Raw genomic sequence first — 17,350 nt, forward strand, 5'->3', positions numbered from 1 at the left:
TTTTCTTCTCTGTATAAATGGAAAATGCCCCGAGTTGATCGGGGCATTTTTTTTGGTTAGCTGCTGAGTAGCTGGTTTTCACACGGTCTGGGTAGGACCGGCTTCACCCGGGAAATCGCCAGCAGCCACACCGCAAAACTGATGGTGTTCAAACCGACGTCTTCCCGGCTAAAACCAGTCCCACAAAGGCACCGCGTATTCACTGTGGGACCTGCTAAAACCAGTCCCACAAAGGCCCCTCGTACCCACGTAGGACCGGCTTCAGCCGGGAAAGCGCCGGCAGCCACACTGCAGAAGTGGTGTCGTTCAAACCGACGTCTTCCCGGCTAAAGCCAGTCCCACAAAGGCACCGCGTATTCACTGTGGGACCTGCTAAAACCAGTCCCACAAAGGCCCCACGTACCCACGTAGGACCGGCTTCAGCCGGGAAAGCGCCGGCAGCCACACCGCAAAACTGATGGTGTTCAAACCGACGTGTTCCCGGCTAAAGCCAGTCCCACAATGGCACCACGTACCCACGTAGGACCGGCTTCAGCCGGAAATCGCCAGCAGCCACACCGCAAAACTGATGGTGTTCAAACCGACGTCTTCCCGGCTAAAGCCAGTCCCACAAAGACACCGCGTATTCACTGTGGGACCTGCTAAAACCAGTCCCACAAAGCCACCACGTACCCACGTAGGACCGGCTTCAGCCGGGAAAGCGCCGGCAGCCACACCGCAAAACTGATGGTGTTCAAACCGACGTCTTCCCGGCTAAAGCCAGTCCCACAAAGGCGCCTCGTACCCACGTAGGACCGGCTTCAGCCGGGAAAGCGCCAGCAGCTGCACCGCAAAACTGATGGTGTTCAAACCGACGTCTTCCCGGCTAAAGCCAGTCCCACAATGGCACCACGTACCCACCTAGGACCGGCTTCAGCCGGGAAAGCGCCGGCAGCCACACCGCAGAAGTGATGGTGTTCAAACCGACGTCTTCCCGGCTAAAGCCAGTCCCACAAAGGCCCCACGTACCCACGTAGGACCGGCTTCAGCCGGGAAAGCGCCGGCAGCCACACCGCAAAACTGTTGGTGTTCAAACCGACGTCTTCCCGGCTAAACCCGATCACACAAATTAAATGCGCTGTCTTGGCGGACAGGAATCAATCCCCGAACGCCCCCACCAGCAACACCCCGTTCAGCACGATGATCAACAGCACGATGCCCCAGGCCAGGGTGGTCAGGATCGGCCCGGTCACGAAATCGCCCATCAGCTTGCGGTCGGACACGAAGCGCACCAGTGGCACGATGGCGAAGGGCAGTTGCATCGACAGGATGACCTGACTCAGCACCAGCAATTTGGCGGTGCCCTGAGCGCCGTAAATACTCGTCACCACGATCACCGGAATGATCGCCAGCCCCCGCGTCAGCAGGCGACGGATCCAGCCGGGCAGGCGCAGGCGCAGAAAACCCTCCATGACGATTTGCCCGGCCAAGGTCGCCGTGACGGTGGAATTGATCCCCGACGCCAGCAACGCCACACCGAACAGCATCGACGCCATGCCCACCCCCAGCATCGGCGAAAGCAAATGGTAGGCCTGCTCGATTTCCACCACGTCCGTTTTGCCGGCCTTGTGAAACACCGTCGCCGCGGTGATCAGAATCGCCGCATTGACGAACAGCGCCAACGTCAGCGCGATGGTGCTGTCGGTCACCGCCCAGCGCAGGCCGATGCGTCGGCCTTCATCCGTGCGCGGGTAGGCGCGGGTCTGCACGATGGAGGAGTGCAGGTACAGGTTGTGCGGCATCACCGTGGCGCCAATGATGCCGATCGCCAGGTACAACGCTTCGGGATTGGTTACCACCTCGGCCTTGGGAATGAAGCCGGCAAACAGCTCCGCCAGATCAGGCTGGGCCAGCACCATCTGGATCGCGAAGCAGCCGAAGATGACCAGCAGCAGCGCGATCACGAACGCCTCAAGCGCGCGGAACCCGCGGCCCATCAGCAGAAAAATCAGAAACACGTCGACGGCCGAGATCACCGCGCCCCAGATCAGCGGAATGCCGAACAACAGGTTCAGCGCGATGGCAGTGCCGATCACCTCGGCCAGATCGCAGGCGATGATCGCGATCTCGCAGGCAATCCACAGCCCGATGCACACCGGTCGGCTGCACCGTTCGCGGCAGGCCCGCGCCAGGTCCCATCCGGTAACGATGCCCAGCCGTGCCGACAGCGCTTGCAGGACGATGGCCATCAGGTTCGACAGCAGAATGACCGACAGCAGCAGGTAACCAAATTTGGAACCGCCGGCGATGTCGGTGGCCCAGTTGCCCGGGTCCATGTAGCCCACGGCGACCATATAGCCGGGGCCGGTGAATGCGAGGAGCCGCTTGAACCAGTTGCCGGTCTTGGGCACCGCGACACTGGCGCTGGGCATGCCCCCGCCGAGCATGTCGTCGCCGGGGCGGGCAGGGTGATCGATGGGCGGCATGGAAAGTCCCGGCGTTGAATATTGAATGATCAGAGGGGTCGGAAAGGCGCGGAACGCTGGCCCTGCCGCCCGGTGTCAGCGCGTGGTTACCGTCTGCCCGCAGGCCCGCCGTGGTGCTGCCCGACGGAGGGACTCAGCTGGACAGCGACGTCGCTGCCAGTGAGTTTAGATAATCCCCAAAGCCTTCTTTGCACCGGTAGTCTTTTCGTGCGCTGGTGGTGACGCTGTTCGCGGAAATCCACGCGATGGACGCGCCGATGCGTTGCAGATCGGCGACCAGGTGCACGTCTTCGTGGGCAGCCAGCGCCTTGAAGCCGCCGGCCCGCTGATAGGCACTCGCGCTGACGCCCAGGTTCGCGCCGTGGATGTGCCGATGATCATCTACTGGCCGGTACAGCGAATCATAGCGCTGGCGCACATGCTCGGGATGCCCGGACCAGTCGTCGACCTCGACGATGCCGCACACCGCGTCCACCTCCAGGCTGACCTGATGCGCCAGCCAGGCGTAGGGCACGACGCTGTCGGCATCGGTGAACGCCAGCCAGCGGGCGCCGCGTTCGAGCATCAGCCGCGCGCCTTCTGCGCGGGTCATGCCGACATTGCGGTAGGTGCACACGTGGGTGGTGATGCCGTGGGCGGCCGAGACGCGGGCCGAGGCGTCGGAGCAGTCATCCAGCATGATGAGGATTTCGACGGGCTCGCCGTGGAGGTCTTGGTGGACAGAAGCGGCGATCAGGGACTTGATGCAGTCGTCCAAGAAGTCTTCTTCGTTGTGTGCGGGGACAATGATTCCAATCATCGAAGTGTCTCGTCGCGGCACCTGCGCTGATCGCGGCGTCCTTCGATGTCGACCGAAGTGATGGAAATTTGGTTTCAAGTATTTTCGTCTAGCAGGACCATCGCCTCGCTTATCACGGGTTAGGGCATGTCCCAGACGCAGCGACGCCGCTGATCAGCGGCGTCGATGGCTCTACGTGCGGCGAGACTTTACAGCCTGCCCATCTGGCTTCAGCCCGCCAGCAGCGCCTTGGCGATGGCCTCGTTGAACGCCGGCAGATCGTCAGGTGTGCGGGAAGTGATCAGGGTCCAGCCATTGGCCGGGCATTCCTTGACCTCGGCATCGACCCAGTTGGCCGCGCCAGCATTGACCAGGTCAGTGCGCACGCTTGGGTAGGAGGTCAGGGTTTTGCCTTCGATCACGCCTGCATCGATCAGCAGCCAAGGGCCGTGGCAGATCGACGCGACGGTCTTGCCGGCGTCGGCGAACGCTTTGACCAGCTTCTGGGCATCGCTGTCCTGGCGCAGGGTGTCGGCGTTGACCGTGCCGCCAGGAATGACCAGCGCATCGAAGTCAGCAGCAGACAAGCCGGCCAGCTTGGCGTCGGAGGTGACGACGGCGTCTTTGTCGGTGTCGTTCAGGAACAGTTGCGCAGTGCCGCCTTCAATCGAGGCGTGGGTGACCGCAGCACCTTGACCCTTCAACGCTTCCAGCGGCTTTAGCAGCTCGTCGCGCTCGATGCCGGTGTTGGACGTGATGATCAAAACCTTCTTGCCGTTCAGTTGATTGCTCATGCTTTCGCTTTCCTCTGAAATATAAGTGCTGAAGTTGAAAACGGCGCTTGCCATTGGCAAGCGGTGTCACGTTCAGAGGAAGGCGCAAAAGCAAAAGTTCAGCCCGATTGCACTGAAGGGTACCGGGGCGGTTATCAGTGTTTCAGGCCGCGCACCCGGATCTCGGGTGCGGCGAGCAGTGCCGTGCGACGAAACGGCGCACCACGATCCCCTCCATCATCACAGGCAATCGCGGACTGCGGTTTCCAGGGCATTGCGGCCGAAAGCCGACGACAACGGCGCGCGCTGATACAGGAAGACCCGGGTGTTGGGATTGCCTTTGTAGACCTCGAGGATTTCATCGGAGGCGATCTTGCCGGAGATCAGCAGTTTGTAGTGACCCTTGCTCTCGGTCATGGTCGTGCCGGGCTTGATCTGCTGCCACTTGGGGTAGATGCACTTGGCGTAGTCAGACGGCGTCTTGGCGGTGTCGAAATTGAACGACGGGTTGTTCGGCGTTGAACTGCAACCCGCCAGCACCGCGGCCAGGGTGCAAACCAGTAACGAGTACGGAAATAAACGGCGCATCAATTCATCCTGAATAAGAAAACGGAACCCATTCGGCAGGGTCGATGGGCGCCTATGTTGACCAGCAACCGTGCAAATGAAAAGCGCACGCCCTGAAATTTTTTACCCCCTGCTCAAGCCTCCGTTGCCCAGACGCCGTCGAGCCTGCGGGTCATTCATTCTGATGAGTGGCTTTACTCAACCGTGCGCTGCTTTGTGCTCGTTGCGTTTGCATGTTGCTCGTTCTATGAATAGAGTGAGCGGAAACGAGCATTAAGAAAACGTGAGCTCGTTCGTTACTGGCTGATCGACGGAGAGCACATGTCACACGATGAACTGCAACGGGCTGCACGGTCAGTCTTGATGCCGGCGATCGCCGGACTCGCGCTGGATGAACCCGTGCGCCGGCATCTGCACGCCGGCGGCGTGTCGGTGCTGCTGGGGGAGACCCGCGACGAATACCTGGCGCGCAGCATGAGCTTCGAGCGTCGCCGGGAAGAAACCGACGGGCAATTTTCCGCGATCGCCAGGGAGGCGGCGGTGTGTGCGGCGGCGCCGGTGCTGATCGCCGTCGATCAGGAACTGGGCGGCATCCAGCGCCTGCACGGTCTGGTGCCCGGTATGCCGGCTTCCGCCGAACTGACCCACATGAGTACAAGAGACATCGAGTCGCGCTGCTATGAAATGGCCAGCTCGGCCCGGGTCATGGGCGTCAATCTGTTCCTGGCGCCGATTGTTGACGTGGTCACCGGGGCGAATCCCTGGCTGCACCAGCGCCACCTCGGCGCCGACCCTGCTGAAGTGGCGCGCATTGCCTGCGCCTTCATCCGCGGTGTGCAACGCGCGGGCGTGATTGCCACGGCCAAGCATTTTCCCGGTCACTACCAGGTCGAGCAGGACCCGGCGGTGGAGCGGGCTTTCGTCCCTGATGACGCCGCTGCCCTCAGCGACGGGCTGGACGTGTTCCGGCAGGTGATTGCGGCACGCGTCGGCGCGATCATGCCCGGGCCGGCCGTGTTCCCGGCGCTGGACCCGCACCGGTCGGCCAGCACCTCGGCGGCGGTGATCGGCCTGCTGCGCGATGCACTGCGGTTCGAAGGACTGATCGTGTCCGACGATCTCGACGCCGTTTCTATCCTGCGCGGCAACAGCATCGCCGACACCGCCGTAGCGGCGCTGAACGCCGGCGCGCACCTGTTGCTCGTCTCGGCGGAAGCGGGGCTTGACGACATCGCGCGCGCCATCGTCGATGCAGTAATCAACGGGGGCTTGGATGCGCAAACCCTGCTTGCCGCCGCGCACACAGTTCGGGCCCAAGCCCACGCCTCCCGAGCCCAGGTGGATTCAGGCCTGTACGTCTCCTACCCGGTCTCAGGCGGTCATCTCACCCGCCGCGTCATGATCTGAACAGCCGCTGCTCGCTGCCAACCACTTGCAGCTTATCGCTTGTCCCTCACCCCGTTTGTGCTCCCGGCCCGGGCGTTCTACTCTCGGCCACTCCGTACACTCAGAAGGAAAGCCCGATGAGCTGGTCCGCCACGCAGTACTCCCTGTTCGAGCAGCAACGCACCCGACCGGTACGCGACCTCGTCGCCGCCATTCCCCTGACCTCGGCGCGCACCGCCGTCGACCTCGGCTGCGGTCCCGGCAACTCAACCGAAGTGCTGGCCGAGCGCTTTCCGGAGGCCACGGTGACCGGGCTCGACAGTTCCGAGGACATGCTCCGCGACGCCCGTCAGCGGCTGCCGGACATCGCATTCGAGCGGGCGGACATCGGCAACTGGAATCCGGCGCACACCTACGACGTAATCCTCGCCAACGCCTCGCTGCAATGGGTGCCTGACCACGCGTCGCTGTATCCACGGCTGGTCAGCCTGCTCAATCCAGGCGGTTTGCTGGCGGTGCAGACGCCGGACAACCTTGAGGAGCCGGCCCATCGTCTGGCCCGGGAGATCGCCGCGAGTGCGCAGTGGGCCGACAGGATCGGTGACGTCAAGCACCCCGATCGACACCCCGCCGCCTATTACTTCGAGCTGCTGAGGGCGCATTGCGCCGAGGTCGATGTCTGGCGCACTACGTATCACCACCCCCTTGCCGGTGGGCATGGGGCGGTGGTCGAGTGGTTCAAAGGCTCGGCGCTGCGGCCCTATCTGCAAAAGCTGGACGAAGCGGGTCAGCAGGCGTTTCTCGATGCGTACCTGCAGGCGATCAGTCAGGCCTACCCGGCGCAGGACGACGGCACGGTGCTGTTGCCGTTCCCGCGCCTGTTCATCGTGGCGACACGTTAAAGCGTGCGGCTCGCGTTAAGCCCCTGTGTTGCAAGCCGTGATAGATACCCCCCGTTTACTGATGGAGTGAGCATGAGCAACGACCCCGCCGAACTGGCCGCGCGCCTGATTCGCAATTTCAACGACGTGCCGCTGCAGCACGAGCGCCGCGACCCGCTGTACGAAAGCCACGCCGCCCGCCTGGGCACCGACACCGCCGCGCAAAAGCTGGGTGCGTCGGTGGACATTGTCGCGCCGGGCAAGCGCTCGTGCCCTTATCACTTTCACTACGCTCAGGAAGAGATGTTCGTCATTCTGGACGGGCAGGGCACCTTGCGCGTTGCGGGTGAAATGCTGCCGATCCGCAGCGGCGATGTGATCTTCATCCCGCCCGGTCCGGAGTACCCCCATCAGATCATCAACACCTCTGATGCGCCGCTGAAGTATTTGTCCATCAGCACCCGGGAGACGCCCGAAGTGTGCGAATACCCGGACTCCGGCAAGTATCAGGCGATGGTCACCCTCAATGGGGCACGCGCGTTTGCGGCCGTGCAGCGCCCCGATGCGACGCTGGATTACTGGGAAGGCGAGCCTTGACTCACGGCTCGGAAATTCGCCCATGATTCATTCGGTTATAACCATAGAACGTCTCGATCTAGGCTCGATATAAGAAAAGCAGCGGTGCTTAGAGCAAAAATCGCTATTCTGCCCGCCGGCTTTCAAATGTGCAGTCAGGCAGAGCAATGGATTTTGGCAACGCAGGTTTCGTCGTCGCAGGGCTGGTGGTCGGTTTTATCGTCGGCATGACGGGGGTTGGCGGTGGATCGCTGATGACCCCGATCCTGCTGTGGTTCGGCATCAACCCCGCCACGGCGGTGGGCACCGACCTGCTGTACGCCGCCATCACCAAAAGCGGTGGCGTGCTGGTTCACAAAAAGAACGACAACATCGACTGGGGCATTACCGGCTGGCTGACCCTGGGCAGCGTGCCGGCCGCCGGGCTGACGCTGTGGTTTTTGAGCAGCCTGCACACGGCGCCGGACGCGATGAATTCGGTGATCAAACAGGCGCTGGGCGTGGTGCTGCTATTGACCGCCCTGGCGATCTTTTTCAAGAAGCGTCTGCTGGCATTCGCCCAACGCCACGCGGGTGATCGCTACCGCCTCAGCACCCGAAACCTGAACGGGCTGACGGTGCTGACCGGCGTCATCCTTGGCACCATGGTCGCGCTCACGTCCATTGGCGCTGGCGCGCTCGGCACGGTGGCGCTGTTTCTGCTTTATCCCTTCCTCGAGACCCGTCGCCTGGTCGGCACCGAAATCGCCCACGCCGTCCCCCTGACCCTCATCGCCGGCATCGGTCACGCCAGCATGGGCAACATGAACTGGTCAATGCTGGGTTACCTACTGATGGGCTCGCTGCCGGGCATCTACATCGGCAGCCACCTGACCGGTCGCATCCCCGACGCCGTCCTGCGTCCGTGTCTGGCGCTGATGCTGTTGGCGATCGGCTACAAGTTGGCGTTCTGAACGCTGGGTAGATGGACCTGCTGCGCTGCCACGTGTGGACGCGACCGGGTTGGCGCTCGACCTTGCTCGCGAAGGATTGGGAACATCCGCCAGCTCTTCAACGGCCGGGATGCCGTCCTCGTGAGCACGCTCACTGCCGCAGGGTATGTGTTCGCTGCACGCCAGGCCGGCGCCCCCACGCCTGAGCTCACTCCTTCTCCGCCCCCCAATAACGCTGCATCTCGATGAACAGAAACGACGCGGTCCATGTAATCAGCACCAGCCCCGTCAACGCCTCCAGCCCCGTCAGGTATTTCAGGTGTCCGTTGGGCGTGATGTCGCCAAAGCCGATGGTGGTGTAGGTGGTGAACGAGAAGTAGACCGAGTCCATGAAGCTGCCGTCGAAGTTTCCGGTCAGACTTCCCAATGAATCAGACCGGTTCATCAGGTAGTAGCCCAAGGCAAAGATCCACACCTCCACCGCGTGAGCGATCAGCGCGCCCAGCACGCCGATGACCACCCGGAAACGGTGCTGCAGTCCTAGCCTCGGCATGAGCTGGTTGAGGCGAATCAGGCATTCGTAATGCACCATCACCGCTGTGGTGATGATCACGATGTTGATGAGCGTGACCGCAAACATGGCGCTCTCCCCAATCAAAGCGTCATGGGGCCTTCGCCGCCGGTGATGAGGGTGCGCAGCCGTTCGAGGTCGAGGATTTCCACCGCGCGCCCCGAGACACTGACGATTCCCTGACTGCGCAGCGAGCCGATGGCGCGGCAGATCGTCTCCAGGCGCATGCCCAGATAACCGCCGATGTCCTCCCGGCTCATGCGCAACACAAAGGCAGTGCCGGAGTAGCCCCGGTTCGCCATGCGGCAGGAAACATCGAGCAAAAAGGCGGCCATGCGTTCCTCGGCATTGAGCTGACCCAGTATCAGCAGCATCTCGTGGTCCCGCACGATCTCCAGGCTGAGCGCCCGGTTGAGGTTGCGCTGCAGCGAAGGCAACTCGCGCGCCAGCCGCTCCAGCTGACTGAAGTGGATGGGACAGACTTCGCTGTCCTCCAGTGCCATGGCGTCGCATTCATGACGATCATTGCTGATCGCATCGCAGCCCAGCAGCTCTCCGCACATGGGGAACCCGATCAGCCGCTCACGCCCATCCCGGGACGTAATGGTCGTTTTGAAATAGCCCGAGCGCACCGCATAGAGTGAGCGCAGGGGATCGCCGGCGCGGTACAGCACCGCGCCTTTTTTGATCTTCAGCCGTTGCGGGATGATGGTGGACAAGCGATCGGTGTCATGCACGCTCATCCCAAGGGACAGGCAGAGCTCGCCGACGTTGAAGAACGCGCACTCTGCGTTGAGGAACGAGCCGGGAACGGCAGCCAGATGGGCGGTCATGTGCATCTCCTTGAGTGACCCAGCATAGGCCCCTGCGCTGCACAGTGACAGCGGCCATTGTGGAGGGGGCTGAGCGGGGAGGGCTGACTGCGACCTTCTTGATCCAGATCAATACCGGGCCACTTCAGGCGCGCACACTGGTCGTCGGTTGATTCACTTCAGCCACCGCCCAACCCATCGCGATCATGGGAGGCTCATGAGGCTGCCCCATGACTGATCATTCGCGCCCGTCACTGCTGGTGCTGAACGTAGGTTCTTCCAGCGTCAAGTTTTCCCTTTACGACGCCACCGATGCCCCTGCGCAAGACCCCTGCCTGGGTCACGGCAGTTTCGAGGTACACCGGGACACCGAGCGCCTGATCTTCCGCCACGCCGACGGAACCCGGCAAAACGCGCAATGGCCACGCACCGACGGCCCGGCGGATAGCGGCACGTTGCGGAACATGATGGGCTGGATAGAGCAACACACCGAAGGGCACCTCTGTGCGGCGGCCCATCGGGTGGTTCACGGCGGCGATCGCACGCTCACGGGCGCCCGGGTGGATCCGGCCCTCTTGGGCGAGCTGCAGGCGCTCATTCCCATGGCGCCCCTGCATCAGCCGCGGTGCCTGGCGCCGATTCACTATCTGGCGCGCGAGCACGGCGGCCTGGCGCAATATGCCTGCTTCGACACGGCCTTCCACCACACCCTCGATCCGCTGGAGACCTCATTCGGGCTGCCCCGCGCCATGACCGAACAGGGCCTGCGTCGCTACGGTTTTCACGGGCTGTCCTACGAATACATTGCCGGTGTCCTTCCCGAATACGATGAGCGCGCAGCGAAGGGCCGCACGATTGTGGCGCACCTGGGCAACGGGGCCAGCCTGTGCGCCCTGCATAACCGGGTCAGTCGGGCCACGACGATGGGCTTCAGCACGCTGGACGGTTTGTTGATGGGCACGCGTCCCGGTCGGCTCGACCCCGGCGTGTTGCTGTACCTGATGCGCGAGCGCGGCATGGACGCCGAAGCCCTCGAAGACCTGCTCTATCACCAGTGCGGTTTATTGGGCGTTTCCGGTGGTATCGCCAGTGACATACGCGAACTGGCTGACAGCACCGCACCAGCGGCAGCACAAGCAATCGCGTTATTCGTGCGCAGCGTCGTGCGAGAGATCGGCGCCATGACGGCGGTCCTTGGCGGCCTCGATGCGCTGATCCTGACCGGCGGCATCGGCGAAAACTCGGCGCCGGTTCGCAACGCGATTCTTGACGGCTGCGCATGGCTTGGCCTGCAGCACTCGTCCTCACCCAACACGCCACAAGGCGCCTGCCTGTCGCTGCCCGACAGCAAGGTTTGCGCCTGGACCCTCCCGACCGACGAAAACGCTGTTATCGCCCGCCACGCCCTCAAGCTGTTGCACAGCGGCGCCTGAATCGACCAGTGCGCATTTGCGCGCCACACCTTTTGCGTATCGCCCCCAGTGGAGTCGCCATGTACAGCTTCAACCCGTCACTCTCCAGCGTCGATGAAACCCACGTCAGCCGCGGGTCCTGGATGGAGCCCGACACCTCGTCAGGCCCCCTGGCCCCCGAGTTGCTCACGCGCCTGCACCACTACTGGAACGCCGCGAATTACCTGTGCGTCGGCCAGATCTATCTCAAGGCCAACCCGCTGCTGCGTGAACCGCTGCTGGCCGAGCACATCAAGCCCAGGCTGCTGGGGCACTGGGGGACCTCGGTCGGGCAAAACTTTATCTACGTGCACCTGAACCGGCTGATCAGTGAGCGACGCACTGAAACCCTCTTTATTTCCGGTCCCGGCCATGGCGGTCCGACCATGAACGCCTGCGCCTGGCTCGAAGGCACCTACAGCGAAGTGCACCCCGACATCACCGCAGATGAAGCCGGCATGTTGCGTTTCTTTCGCAGTTTCTCCACTCCCGGCGGCATTCCCAGCCACTGCGGCCCGCATACGCCTAACTCCCTCCACGAGGGTGGCGAGCTGGGCTATTCGCTGATGCATGCCTTTGGCGCGGTGTTCGACAACCCTTCATTGCTGGTGGCCTGTGTGATTGGCGACGGTGAGGCTGAAACCTGTCCGCTGGAAGGCAGCTGGAAAAGCGTGCACTTCCTCGACCCCCGCCGTGATGGTGCGGTGCTGCCGATTCTGCATCTCAACGGCTACAAGATTTCCGGGCCGACGGTCGAGGCACGGCTTGCCGATGACGATCTGCTCGAGCTTTACCGAGGCCGGGGGTATCAGCCGATTATCGTCGCGGGCAATGACCTGCCGGGCATGCACCAGCGCTTCGCCGCCGCGCTCAATCGCTGTGACGACATCATCTGTGAGATCCAGGCCGCGGCCAGAGAGGGCGGCGGAACCGTACGCGCGCGATGGCCCATGATTATTCTGCGCAGCCCCAAAGGCTGGACCGGCCCCAAGGTCGTCGACGGGCTGCCGGTCGAGGGCACGTTCCGCGCCCATCAGGTTCCCCTCGCCAACGTCATCGGCAACCCCGAGCACCTCCAGCAACTGGAAGACTGGATGCGCAGCTACGAACCCCAGACGCTGTTCGATGAACAGGGGCGCCTGGCGCCAGGACTTCAAGCCCTGACACCGCCACCGGCGCTGCGCATGGGTGCGATCCCTTACGTGAACGGTGGCCGCATGCTGGTGGCGCTGGACCTGCCGAACTTTGCCGAGTACGGGCTTGAGGTGCCTGGCCCGGGGCAGGTCATCGCCGAAGCGCCGCGCAAGCTGGGCGAGTACCTGCGCGACGTGATGCGCAACAACCCGCGCAACTTCCGCGTATTCGGGCCGGACGAGACCAGCTCCAACCGGCTCAATGCGGTGTTCGAAGCGAGCAACCGGACGGCCGCCGGGCCGTGTCTGGACATTGACGACCATCTGGCCTCCGACGGGCGTGTGATGGAAGTGCTGAGCGAGCACCTGTGCGAGGGCTGGCTCGAAGGGTACCTGCTCACCGGACGCCACGGCATGTGGTCAACCTACGAAGCGTTCGCGCAAGTGGTCGATTCCATGGTCACGCAACACGCCAAGTGGTTGCAGCAGAGCCGTGAGTTTGCCTGGCGCCGGCCGCTGGCCTCGCTCAACATCCTGATCAGCAGTCACGCCTGGCGCAACGACCACAATGGCTTCAGCCATCAGTCCACGGGGTTCGTCGACAACATGCTGCAGCGTCGTTCGGATGTGGTTCGCGTGTACTACCCGCCGGACTCCAACTGCCTGGTCAATGTCTTCGACCACTGCCTGCGCAGTCGCAACTACGTGAACGTCGTGACCTGTGGCAAGCAGCCGGATTTCCAGTGGCTGGACTTCGATGCGGCGCTCAGGCACTGCTCCCAAGGCGCGTCGATCTGGTCCTTTGCCAGCAGCGATGACGGGGCGCCGGACGTGGTGCTCGGTTGTGCGGGGGATGTGCCTACCACCGAGGCAGTGGCGGCCGCCTGGTTGCTGCAAAAGCATGTGCCCGGCATCCGGGTGAGGCTGGTGAACGTGGTCGACCTCGGGATTTTGAGCGCCCCCGAGGATCGGCCCCATGGCATGGATCACGCCTCGTTCGAAGCGCTGTTCACCCGGGACGCACCGGTGATGTTCGCCTTTCATGGCTCGACCTGGGTCATTCACTCGATGGTCCACGGCCGCGCCAACGAAGCCCGTTTTCATGTGCGCGGCTTCAGCGACCGAGGCACCACCACCACGCCTTTTGACATGGTGGTGCTCAACCGCATGAGCCGTTATCACCTGGCGATCGACGCCTTGAGCCACGTCCCGCATCTGCGCGCCCACAGCCTTGACGCCGTGCACTTCTTCGAGAGCCAGTTGCGCAAACACGATGCCTGGATTCGGGAGCACTTCGAGGACATGCCGGAGATCAGGAACTGGCGCTGGACGGATGATTTCAGTGACTCCGATGCACCGCCGCCACTGGCCAAGGGGCATGTCCGCGGGCAGACCTTCACGGACGCGTGATCCATCAACCTTTTAACTGCAACGGAAGGCCGAGCACATGAACAGACTCAAAATCGTCGCCAGCCCCGAGGCACGCCGTTGCTTCAACACCTCCCGCGAGGTGGTGGAGTTTGGCGCGACCGACCTGACCGATGTCGCGGCGGTCGTTCTCACCGCCCAGGACTGGCGCGAGGGTCGGGTCGACGATGTCTGCCGGTCCGGGTTCGACATACCGGTGTTTTTTGCCGTGGCCAAAGACGACGAGCTGACCCGGGAAGCCATTCTCGACGTAGAAAAGGTGCTGCTGCAAATCAGCGGCGTGTTCGACCTCGGCGTCGACAACGCCGAGTTCTACGGCCACAAGCTCGAGCGGGCGGCCACGCAGTACGAGGAGGCCTTGCTGCCGCCGTTCTTCGGTGCGCTCAAACACTATGTCGAGCGGGGCAACACCACCTTCGCCTGTCCGGGGCATCAGGGCGGGCAGTTCTTTCGCAAACATCCGTCGGGCCGGCAGTTCTTCGATTTCTTCGGGGAGACGTTGTTTCGCGCGGATCGCTGCAACGCCGACATCGAAATGGGCGACCTGCTGATTCACGAGGGCGCGCCCCTTGAAGCGCAGAAACGCGCGGCGAAGGTCTACAACGCCGACAAAACCTACTTCGTTCTCAATGGCACCTCGACGTCCAACAAGGTGGTGACCCAGGCGTTGCTGACCCCTGGCGATGTGGTGCTGTTCGACCGCAATAACCACAAATCCATTCATCAGAGCGCGCTGTTTCAGGCCGGTGCGACGCCGCTGTACCTTGAAACGGCACGAAACCCCTATGGCTTGATCGGCGGCATTGATTCGCACTGTTTTGAAGAAGGCTATTTGCGTGAGCAACTGAGCCTCGTCGCACCTGCCAAGGCCGATGAGGCGAGGCCGTTCCGCCTCGCAATCATTCAGCTGGGCACCTACGACGGCACGGTGTGCAATGCGCGGCAGATCGTCGATCGCATCGGCCACTTGTGCGATTACATCCTGTTCGATTCGGCGTGGCTGGGGTACGAGCAATTCATCCCGATGATGAAGGACTGCTCGCCCTTGTTGCTGGAGCTGGGCCCTGACGATCCGGGGATCTTCGTCACGCAGTCCATCCACAAGCAGCAGGCCGGGTTTTCCCAGGCCTCGCAGATCCACAAGAAGGACCGTCACATCAAAGGGCAGGCGCGCTACTGCAATCACCTGCGCCTGAACAATTCGTTTATGTCCCAGGCCTCGACCAGCCCTTTCTACCCGCTGTTTGCCTGTCTGGATGTCAACGCGCGCATGCACAGCGGACGCAGCGGCCATCGGTTGTGGGACGAGTGCGTGCGGGCCGGCATCGAGGCGCGCAAGCTGATGATGGACAATTGCACGCTGATCAAACCCTTTGTGCCGCCGACCATCGACGGTCGCTATTGGCAGGACTATCCGACGGACGAAATTGCCCGTGACCTGCGGTTTTTCCGTTTTCACCCGGACGAACGCTGGCACGCGTTCGAGGGATATACGGAAAACCAGTACTTCATCGACCCGTGCAAACTGTTGTTCACCACCCCCGGGATTGATGCCGTGAGCGGGCAATACACTGACTTCGGCATCCATGCCGGCGTGCTGGCGACGTTCCTGCGCCAGTTCGAGATCGTCCCTGAAAAGAACGACCTCAACACCATTCTGTTTCTGCTGACCCCGGCCGAAGGCAAGGCAAAGATGGAGCATCTGGTGGCGCAAATCGGCCGCTTCGAGCGGTTCATCAAAGACGACTCGCCCCTGGTCGACGTGCTGCCGGCGCTCTACCACGCCCATCAGGTCCGCTACCGCGACTACAGCATCCGCCAGCTGTGTCAGGAAATGCATTCCCTTTACGCCCGGCACGACGTAAAGCAGCTGCAGAAGGCCATGTTCCGCAAAGCGAGCATGCCCGTGGTGGCGATGGATCCCCGTGAAGCCAATCTGGAATTTGTGCGCGGCAAGGTCGAGCTGATTGCGCTGGAGGATGCCCGCGGCCGGGTGGCAGCGGAAGGCGCATTGCCGTATCCACCGGGGGTCTTGTGCGTGGTGCCCGGCGAGGTCTGGGACGGCGCGGTGCTGGCGTATTTTCTCGCCCTGCAAGACGCGATCAACCAGTTCCCGGGCTTCAATCCAGAGCTTCAGGGTGTGTACCTGCGCACCGAAGACGACGGCCGCATCCGTGCCTACGGGCATGTGCTCCAGCAGTGAGCGCCGCGATTCCCGTCCCCCGAACTCAACCGCTCCCAACCAGAGGAAGACGCCATGAAAGGCAAAATGAAAGCGGCAGTGGTCGAAGCATTCGGCAGCCCGCTGGTACTCCGCGAGTGGGACATCCCCACGCCAGGCCCCGGGCAGATTCTGATCAAGACCGAAGCGTGCGGGGTCTGTCACACCGACTTGCACGCGGCAAGGGGCGACTGGCCGGTCAAGCCGTGGTTGCCATTCATTCCCGGCCATGAAGGCATCGGCATCGTCGTCGCCCTGGGTGCGGGCGTGACGCGCGTGGGCGAGGGGGATCGCGTGGGTGTGCCGTGGCTGTATTCAGCCTGCGGCCACTGCGAGTATTGCCTGAGCGCATGGGAAACCGTGTGCGCCAGCGCCGTGTTCGGTGGTTACACCCGCAATGGCGGGTTCGCCGAATACATCCTCGCTGACCCTGAATACGTCGCACGCATTCCCGCCGGGCTTGCGCCCCACGAAGCCGCGCCGATCATCTGCGCCGGGGTGACGACTTACAAGGGCATCAAAGAGGCCGATGTGAGGCCGGGTCAGTGGATCGTGATTTCAGGGATTGGCGGTCTAGGGCACTTGGCCGTGCAGTACGCCAAAGCCATGGGCCTGCGCGTGTGTGCGGTGGACGTCGACGACGGCAAACTGGCTCATGCCACTCAGTTGGGCGCGGACGCGGCGGTGAATGTCCGCCACGGCGATCCGGTGCAAGCCGTCAGGGACGTCACCGATGGCGGGGCCCATGGCGTGCTGATCACCGCGCCTTCGCTAGCGGCCTTCAAGCAAGGGGTGGGCATGACGCGCAAATGTGGCACGTGTGTGCTGGTAGGACTGCCACCGGGCGAGTTTCCACTGTCGCTGTTTGAGGTGGTCGCCAACTGCATCACCGTGCGCGGCTCGTTCGTCGGCACTCGGCAGGACATGGCTGAAGCACTGGCGTTCGCCGCCGAAGGCAAGGTCAAGGCCGACATCGACCTGCGGCCGTTGGCCGAGATCAATCAGGTGTTCAGGGAGCTTGAAGACGGCGAAGTGAAATCCAGGATCGTGATCGACTTTCGCGGGTGATTGACCCGGCCTCTTCCCGGCTGAAGCCGGTCCTACTGTGCATCGCATGCAGTCAGCGGGATTGGCGTTGACGCTGACTCGTAGGACCGGCTTTAGCCGGGAAGGCGCCGGTGGGCACGCCGCAAAATTCAGGTTGCTTACACTGGCCTGTTCCCGGCTGAAGCCGGTCCTACTGTGCATCGCATGCAGTCAGCGGGATTGGCGTTGACGCTGACTCGTACAGACCGTGTGAAAACCAGCTACTCAGCAGCTAACCAAAAAAAATGCCCCGATCAACTCGGGGCATTTTCCATTTATACAGAGAAGAA

The 17,350-nt window shown here is 62.6% G+C and carries 14 protein-coding genes; 8 read left to right on the forward strand and 6 right to left on the reverse strand.

Annotated features, from left to right (window positions below; genetic code table 11):
• Positions 1–1,136 precede the first annotated feature (1,136 nt).
• The 4 genes from QWI18_RS25435 to QWI18_RS25450 all read right to left on the reverse strand — a co-directional run bounded on the left by QWI18_RS25435 (position 1,137) and on the right by QWI18_RS25450 (position 4,604).
• On the reverse strand, positions 1,137–2,426 hold the full coding sequence (locus QWI18_RS25435; protein ID WP_296313734.1) for an Nramp family divalent metal transporter: 1,290 nt from the start codon (positions 2,424–2,426) through the stop codon (positions 1,137–1,139).
• A gap of 172 nt (positions 2,427–2,598) precedes the next feature.
• Positions 2,599–3,264, reverse strand: coding sequence for a glycosyltransferase family 2 protein (locus QWI18_RS25440; RefSeq protein ID WP_369320162.1), 666 nt, complete (start codon positions 3,262–3,264; stop codon positions 2,599–2,601).
• A gap of 209 nt (positions 3,265–3,473) precedes the next feature.
• On the reverse strand, positions 3,474–4,037 hold the full coding sequence (locus QWI18_RS25445; RefSeq protein WP_065987214.1) for a type 1 glutamine amidotransferase domain-containing protein: 564 nt from the start codon (positions 4,035–4,037) through the stop codon (positions 3,474–3,476).
• Positions 4,038–4,256: 219 nt separating this feature from the next.
• Positions 4,257–4,604, reverse strand: a complete 348-nt coding sequence (locus QWI18_RS25450) for a hypothetical protein (RefSeq protein ID WP_369320163.1) — start codon at positions 4,602–4,604, stop codon at positions 4,257–4,259.
• Between the two features lie 300 nt (positions 4,605–4,904).
• Here QWI18_RS25450 and QWI18_RS25455 point away from each other — a divergent pair, with 300 nt between their 5' ends.
• From QWI18_RS25455 to QWI18_RS25470, 4 genes are all read left to right on the forward strand, one after another.
• On the forward strand, positions 4,905–5,990 hold the full coding sequence (locus QWI18_RS25455; protein WP_369320164.1) for a glycoside hydrolase family 3 N-terminal domain-containing protein: 1,086 nt from the start codon (positions 4,905–4,907) through the stop codon (positions 5,988–5,990).
• 116 nt (positions 5,991–6,106) lie between these two features.
• On the forward strand, positions 6,107–6,871 hold the full coding sequence (gene tam, locus QWI18_RS25460) for a trans-aconitate 2-methyltransferase (protein ID WP_369320165.1): 765 nt from the start codon (positions 6,107–6,109) through the stop codon (positions 6,869–6,871).
• Between the two features lie 72 nt (positions 6,872–6,943).
• Complete coding sequence (locus tag QWI18_RS25465) at positions 6,944–7,447, forward strand: cupin domain-containing protein (RefSeq protein WP_065987148.1); 504 nt, start codon at positions 6,944–6,946, stop codon at positions 7,445–7,447.
• A 146-nt stretch (positions 7,448–7,593) separates the two neighbouring features.
• Complete coding sequence (locus QWI18_RS25470; protein WP_065987149.1) at positions 7,594–8,379, forward strand: sulfite exporter TauE/SafE family protein; 786 nt, start codon at positions 7,594–7,596, stop codon at positions 8,377–8,379.
• A 187-nt stretch (positions 8,380–8,566) separates the two neighbouring features.
• Here QWI18_RS25470 and QWI18_RS25475 read toward each other — a convergent pair whose 3' ends face one another.
• Both QWI18_RS25475 and QWI18_RS25480 read right to left on the reverse strand, forming a co-directional pair.
• Positions 8,567–8,998, reverse strand: coding sequence for a potassium channel family protein (locus tag QWI18_RS25475; protein ID WP_192135916.1), 432 nt, complete (start codon positions 8,996–8,998; stop codon positions 8,567–8,569).
• Between the two features lie 14 nt (positions 8,999–9,012).
• Positions 9,013–9,762, reverse strand: a complete 750-nt coding sequence (locus tag QWI18_RS25480; protein WP_192135918.1) for a helix-turn-helix domain-containing protein — start codon at positions 9,760–9,762, stop codon at positions 9,013–9,015.
• Between the two features lie 209 nt (positions 9,763–9,971).
• Between QWI18_RS25480 and QWI18_RS25485 the strand changes: the two genes are divergently transcribed.
• The 4 genes from QWI18_RS25485 to adhP are packed head-to-tail and all read left to right on the forward strand — an operon-like array spanning position 9,972 to position 17,042.
• On the forward strand, positions 9,972–11,174 hold the full coding sequence (locus QWI18_RS25485; protein WP_192135920.1) for an acetate/propionate family kinase: 1,203 nt from the start codon (positions 9,972–9,974) through the stop codon (positions 11,172–11,174).
• A gap of 59 nt (positions 11,175–11,233) precedes the next feature.
• Positions 11,234–13,735 carry a phosphoketolase gene (locus tag QWI18_RS25490; protein ID WP_369320166.1) on the forward strand — a complete coding sequence of 834 codons (2,502 nt, stop codon included), beginning with the start codon at positions 11,234–11,236 and terminating at the stop codon, positions 13,733–13,735.
• Positions 13,736–13,772: 37 nt separating this feature from the next.
• Positions 13,773–15,956, forward strand: a complete 2,184-nt coding sequence (locus QWI18_RS25495; RefSeq protein ID WP_369320167.1) for an ornithine decarboxylase — start codon at positions 13,773–13,775, stop codon at positions 15,954–15,956.
• A gap of 54 nt (positions 15,957–16,010) precedes the next feature.
• Positions 16,011–17,042 (forward strand): alcohol dehydrogenase AdhP, encoded by a 1,032-nt coding sequence (gene adhP / locus QWI18_RS25500; RefSeq protein ID WP_296307685.1) that lies wholly within the window; start codon positions 16,011–16,013, stop codon positions 17,040–17,042.
• Positions 17,043–17,350: the final 308 nt, after the last annotated feature.

It is taken from the genome of Pseudomonas sp. W2Oct36 (assembly GCF_041060465.1).
GTDB classification, from domain to species: Bacteria; Pseudomonadota; Gammaproteobacteria; order Pseudomonadales; family Pseudomonadaceae; genus Aquipseudomonas; species Aquipseudomonas graminis_B.

What these genes read in the sequence shown, in the direction of transcription:
- QWI18_RS25435 (WP_296313734.1), bottom strand. Translation starts at nt 2,426, where the DNA reads ATGCTCGGCGGGGGCATGCCCAGCGCCAGTGTCGCGGTGCCCAAGACC.
- QWI18_RS25440 (WP_369320162.1), bottom strand. Translation starts at nt 3,264, where the DNA reads ATGATTGGAATCATTGTCCCCGCACACAACGAAGAAGACTTCTTGGAC.
- QWI18_RS25445 (WP_065987214.1), bottom strand. Translation starts at nt 4,037, where the DNA reads ATGAGCAATCAACTGAACGGCAAGAAGGTTTTGATCATCACGTCCAAC.
- QWI18_RS25450 (WP_369320163.1), bottom strand. Translation starts at nt 4,604, where the DNA reads ATGCGCCGTTTATTTCCGTACTCGTTACTGGTTTGCACCCTGGCCGCG.
- QWI18_RS25455 (WP_369320164.1), top strand. Translation starts at nt 4,905, where the DNA reads ATGTCACACGATGAACTGCAACGGGCTGCACGGTCAGTCTTGATGCCG.
- tam (WP_369320165.1), top strand. Translation starts at nt 6,107, where the DNA reads ATGAGCTGGTCCGCCACGCAGTACTCCCTGTTCGAGCAGCAACGCACC.
- QWI18_RS25465 (WP_065987148.1), top strand. Translation starts at nt 6,944, where the DNA reads ATGAGCAACGACCCCGCCGAACTGGCCGCGCGCCTGATTCGCAATTTC.
- QWI18_RS25470 (WP_065987149.1), top strand. Translation starts at nt 7,594, where the DNA reads ATGGATTTTGGCAACGCAGGTTTCGTCGTCGCAGGGCTGGTGGTCGGT.
- QWI18_RS25475 (WP_192135916.1), bottom strand. Translation starts at nt 8,998, where the DNA reads ATGTTTGCGGTCACGCTCATCAACATCGTGATCATCACCACAGCGGTG.
- QWI18_RS25480 (WP_192135918.1), bottom strand. Translation starts at nt 9,762, where the DNA reads ATGACCGCCCATCTGGCTGCCGTTCCCGGCTCGTTCCTCAACGCAGAG.
- QWI18_RS25485 (WP_192135920.1), top strand. Translation starts at nt 9,972, where the DNA reads ATGACTGATCATTCGCGCCCGTCACTGCTGGTGCTGAACGTAGGTTCT.
- QWI18_RS25490 (WP_369320166.1), top strand. Translation starts at nt 11,234, where the DNA reads ATGTACAGCTTCAACCCGTCACTCTCCAGCGTCGATGAAACCCACGTC.
- QWI18_RS25495 (WP_369320167.1), top strand. Translation starts at nt 13,773, where the DNA reads ATGAACAGACTCAAAATCGTCGCCAGCCCCGAGGCACGCCGTTGCTTC.
- adhP (WP_296307685.1), top strand. Translation starts at nt 16,011, where the DNA reads ATGAAAGGCAAAATGAAAGCGGCAGTGGTCGAAGCATTCGGCAGCCCG.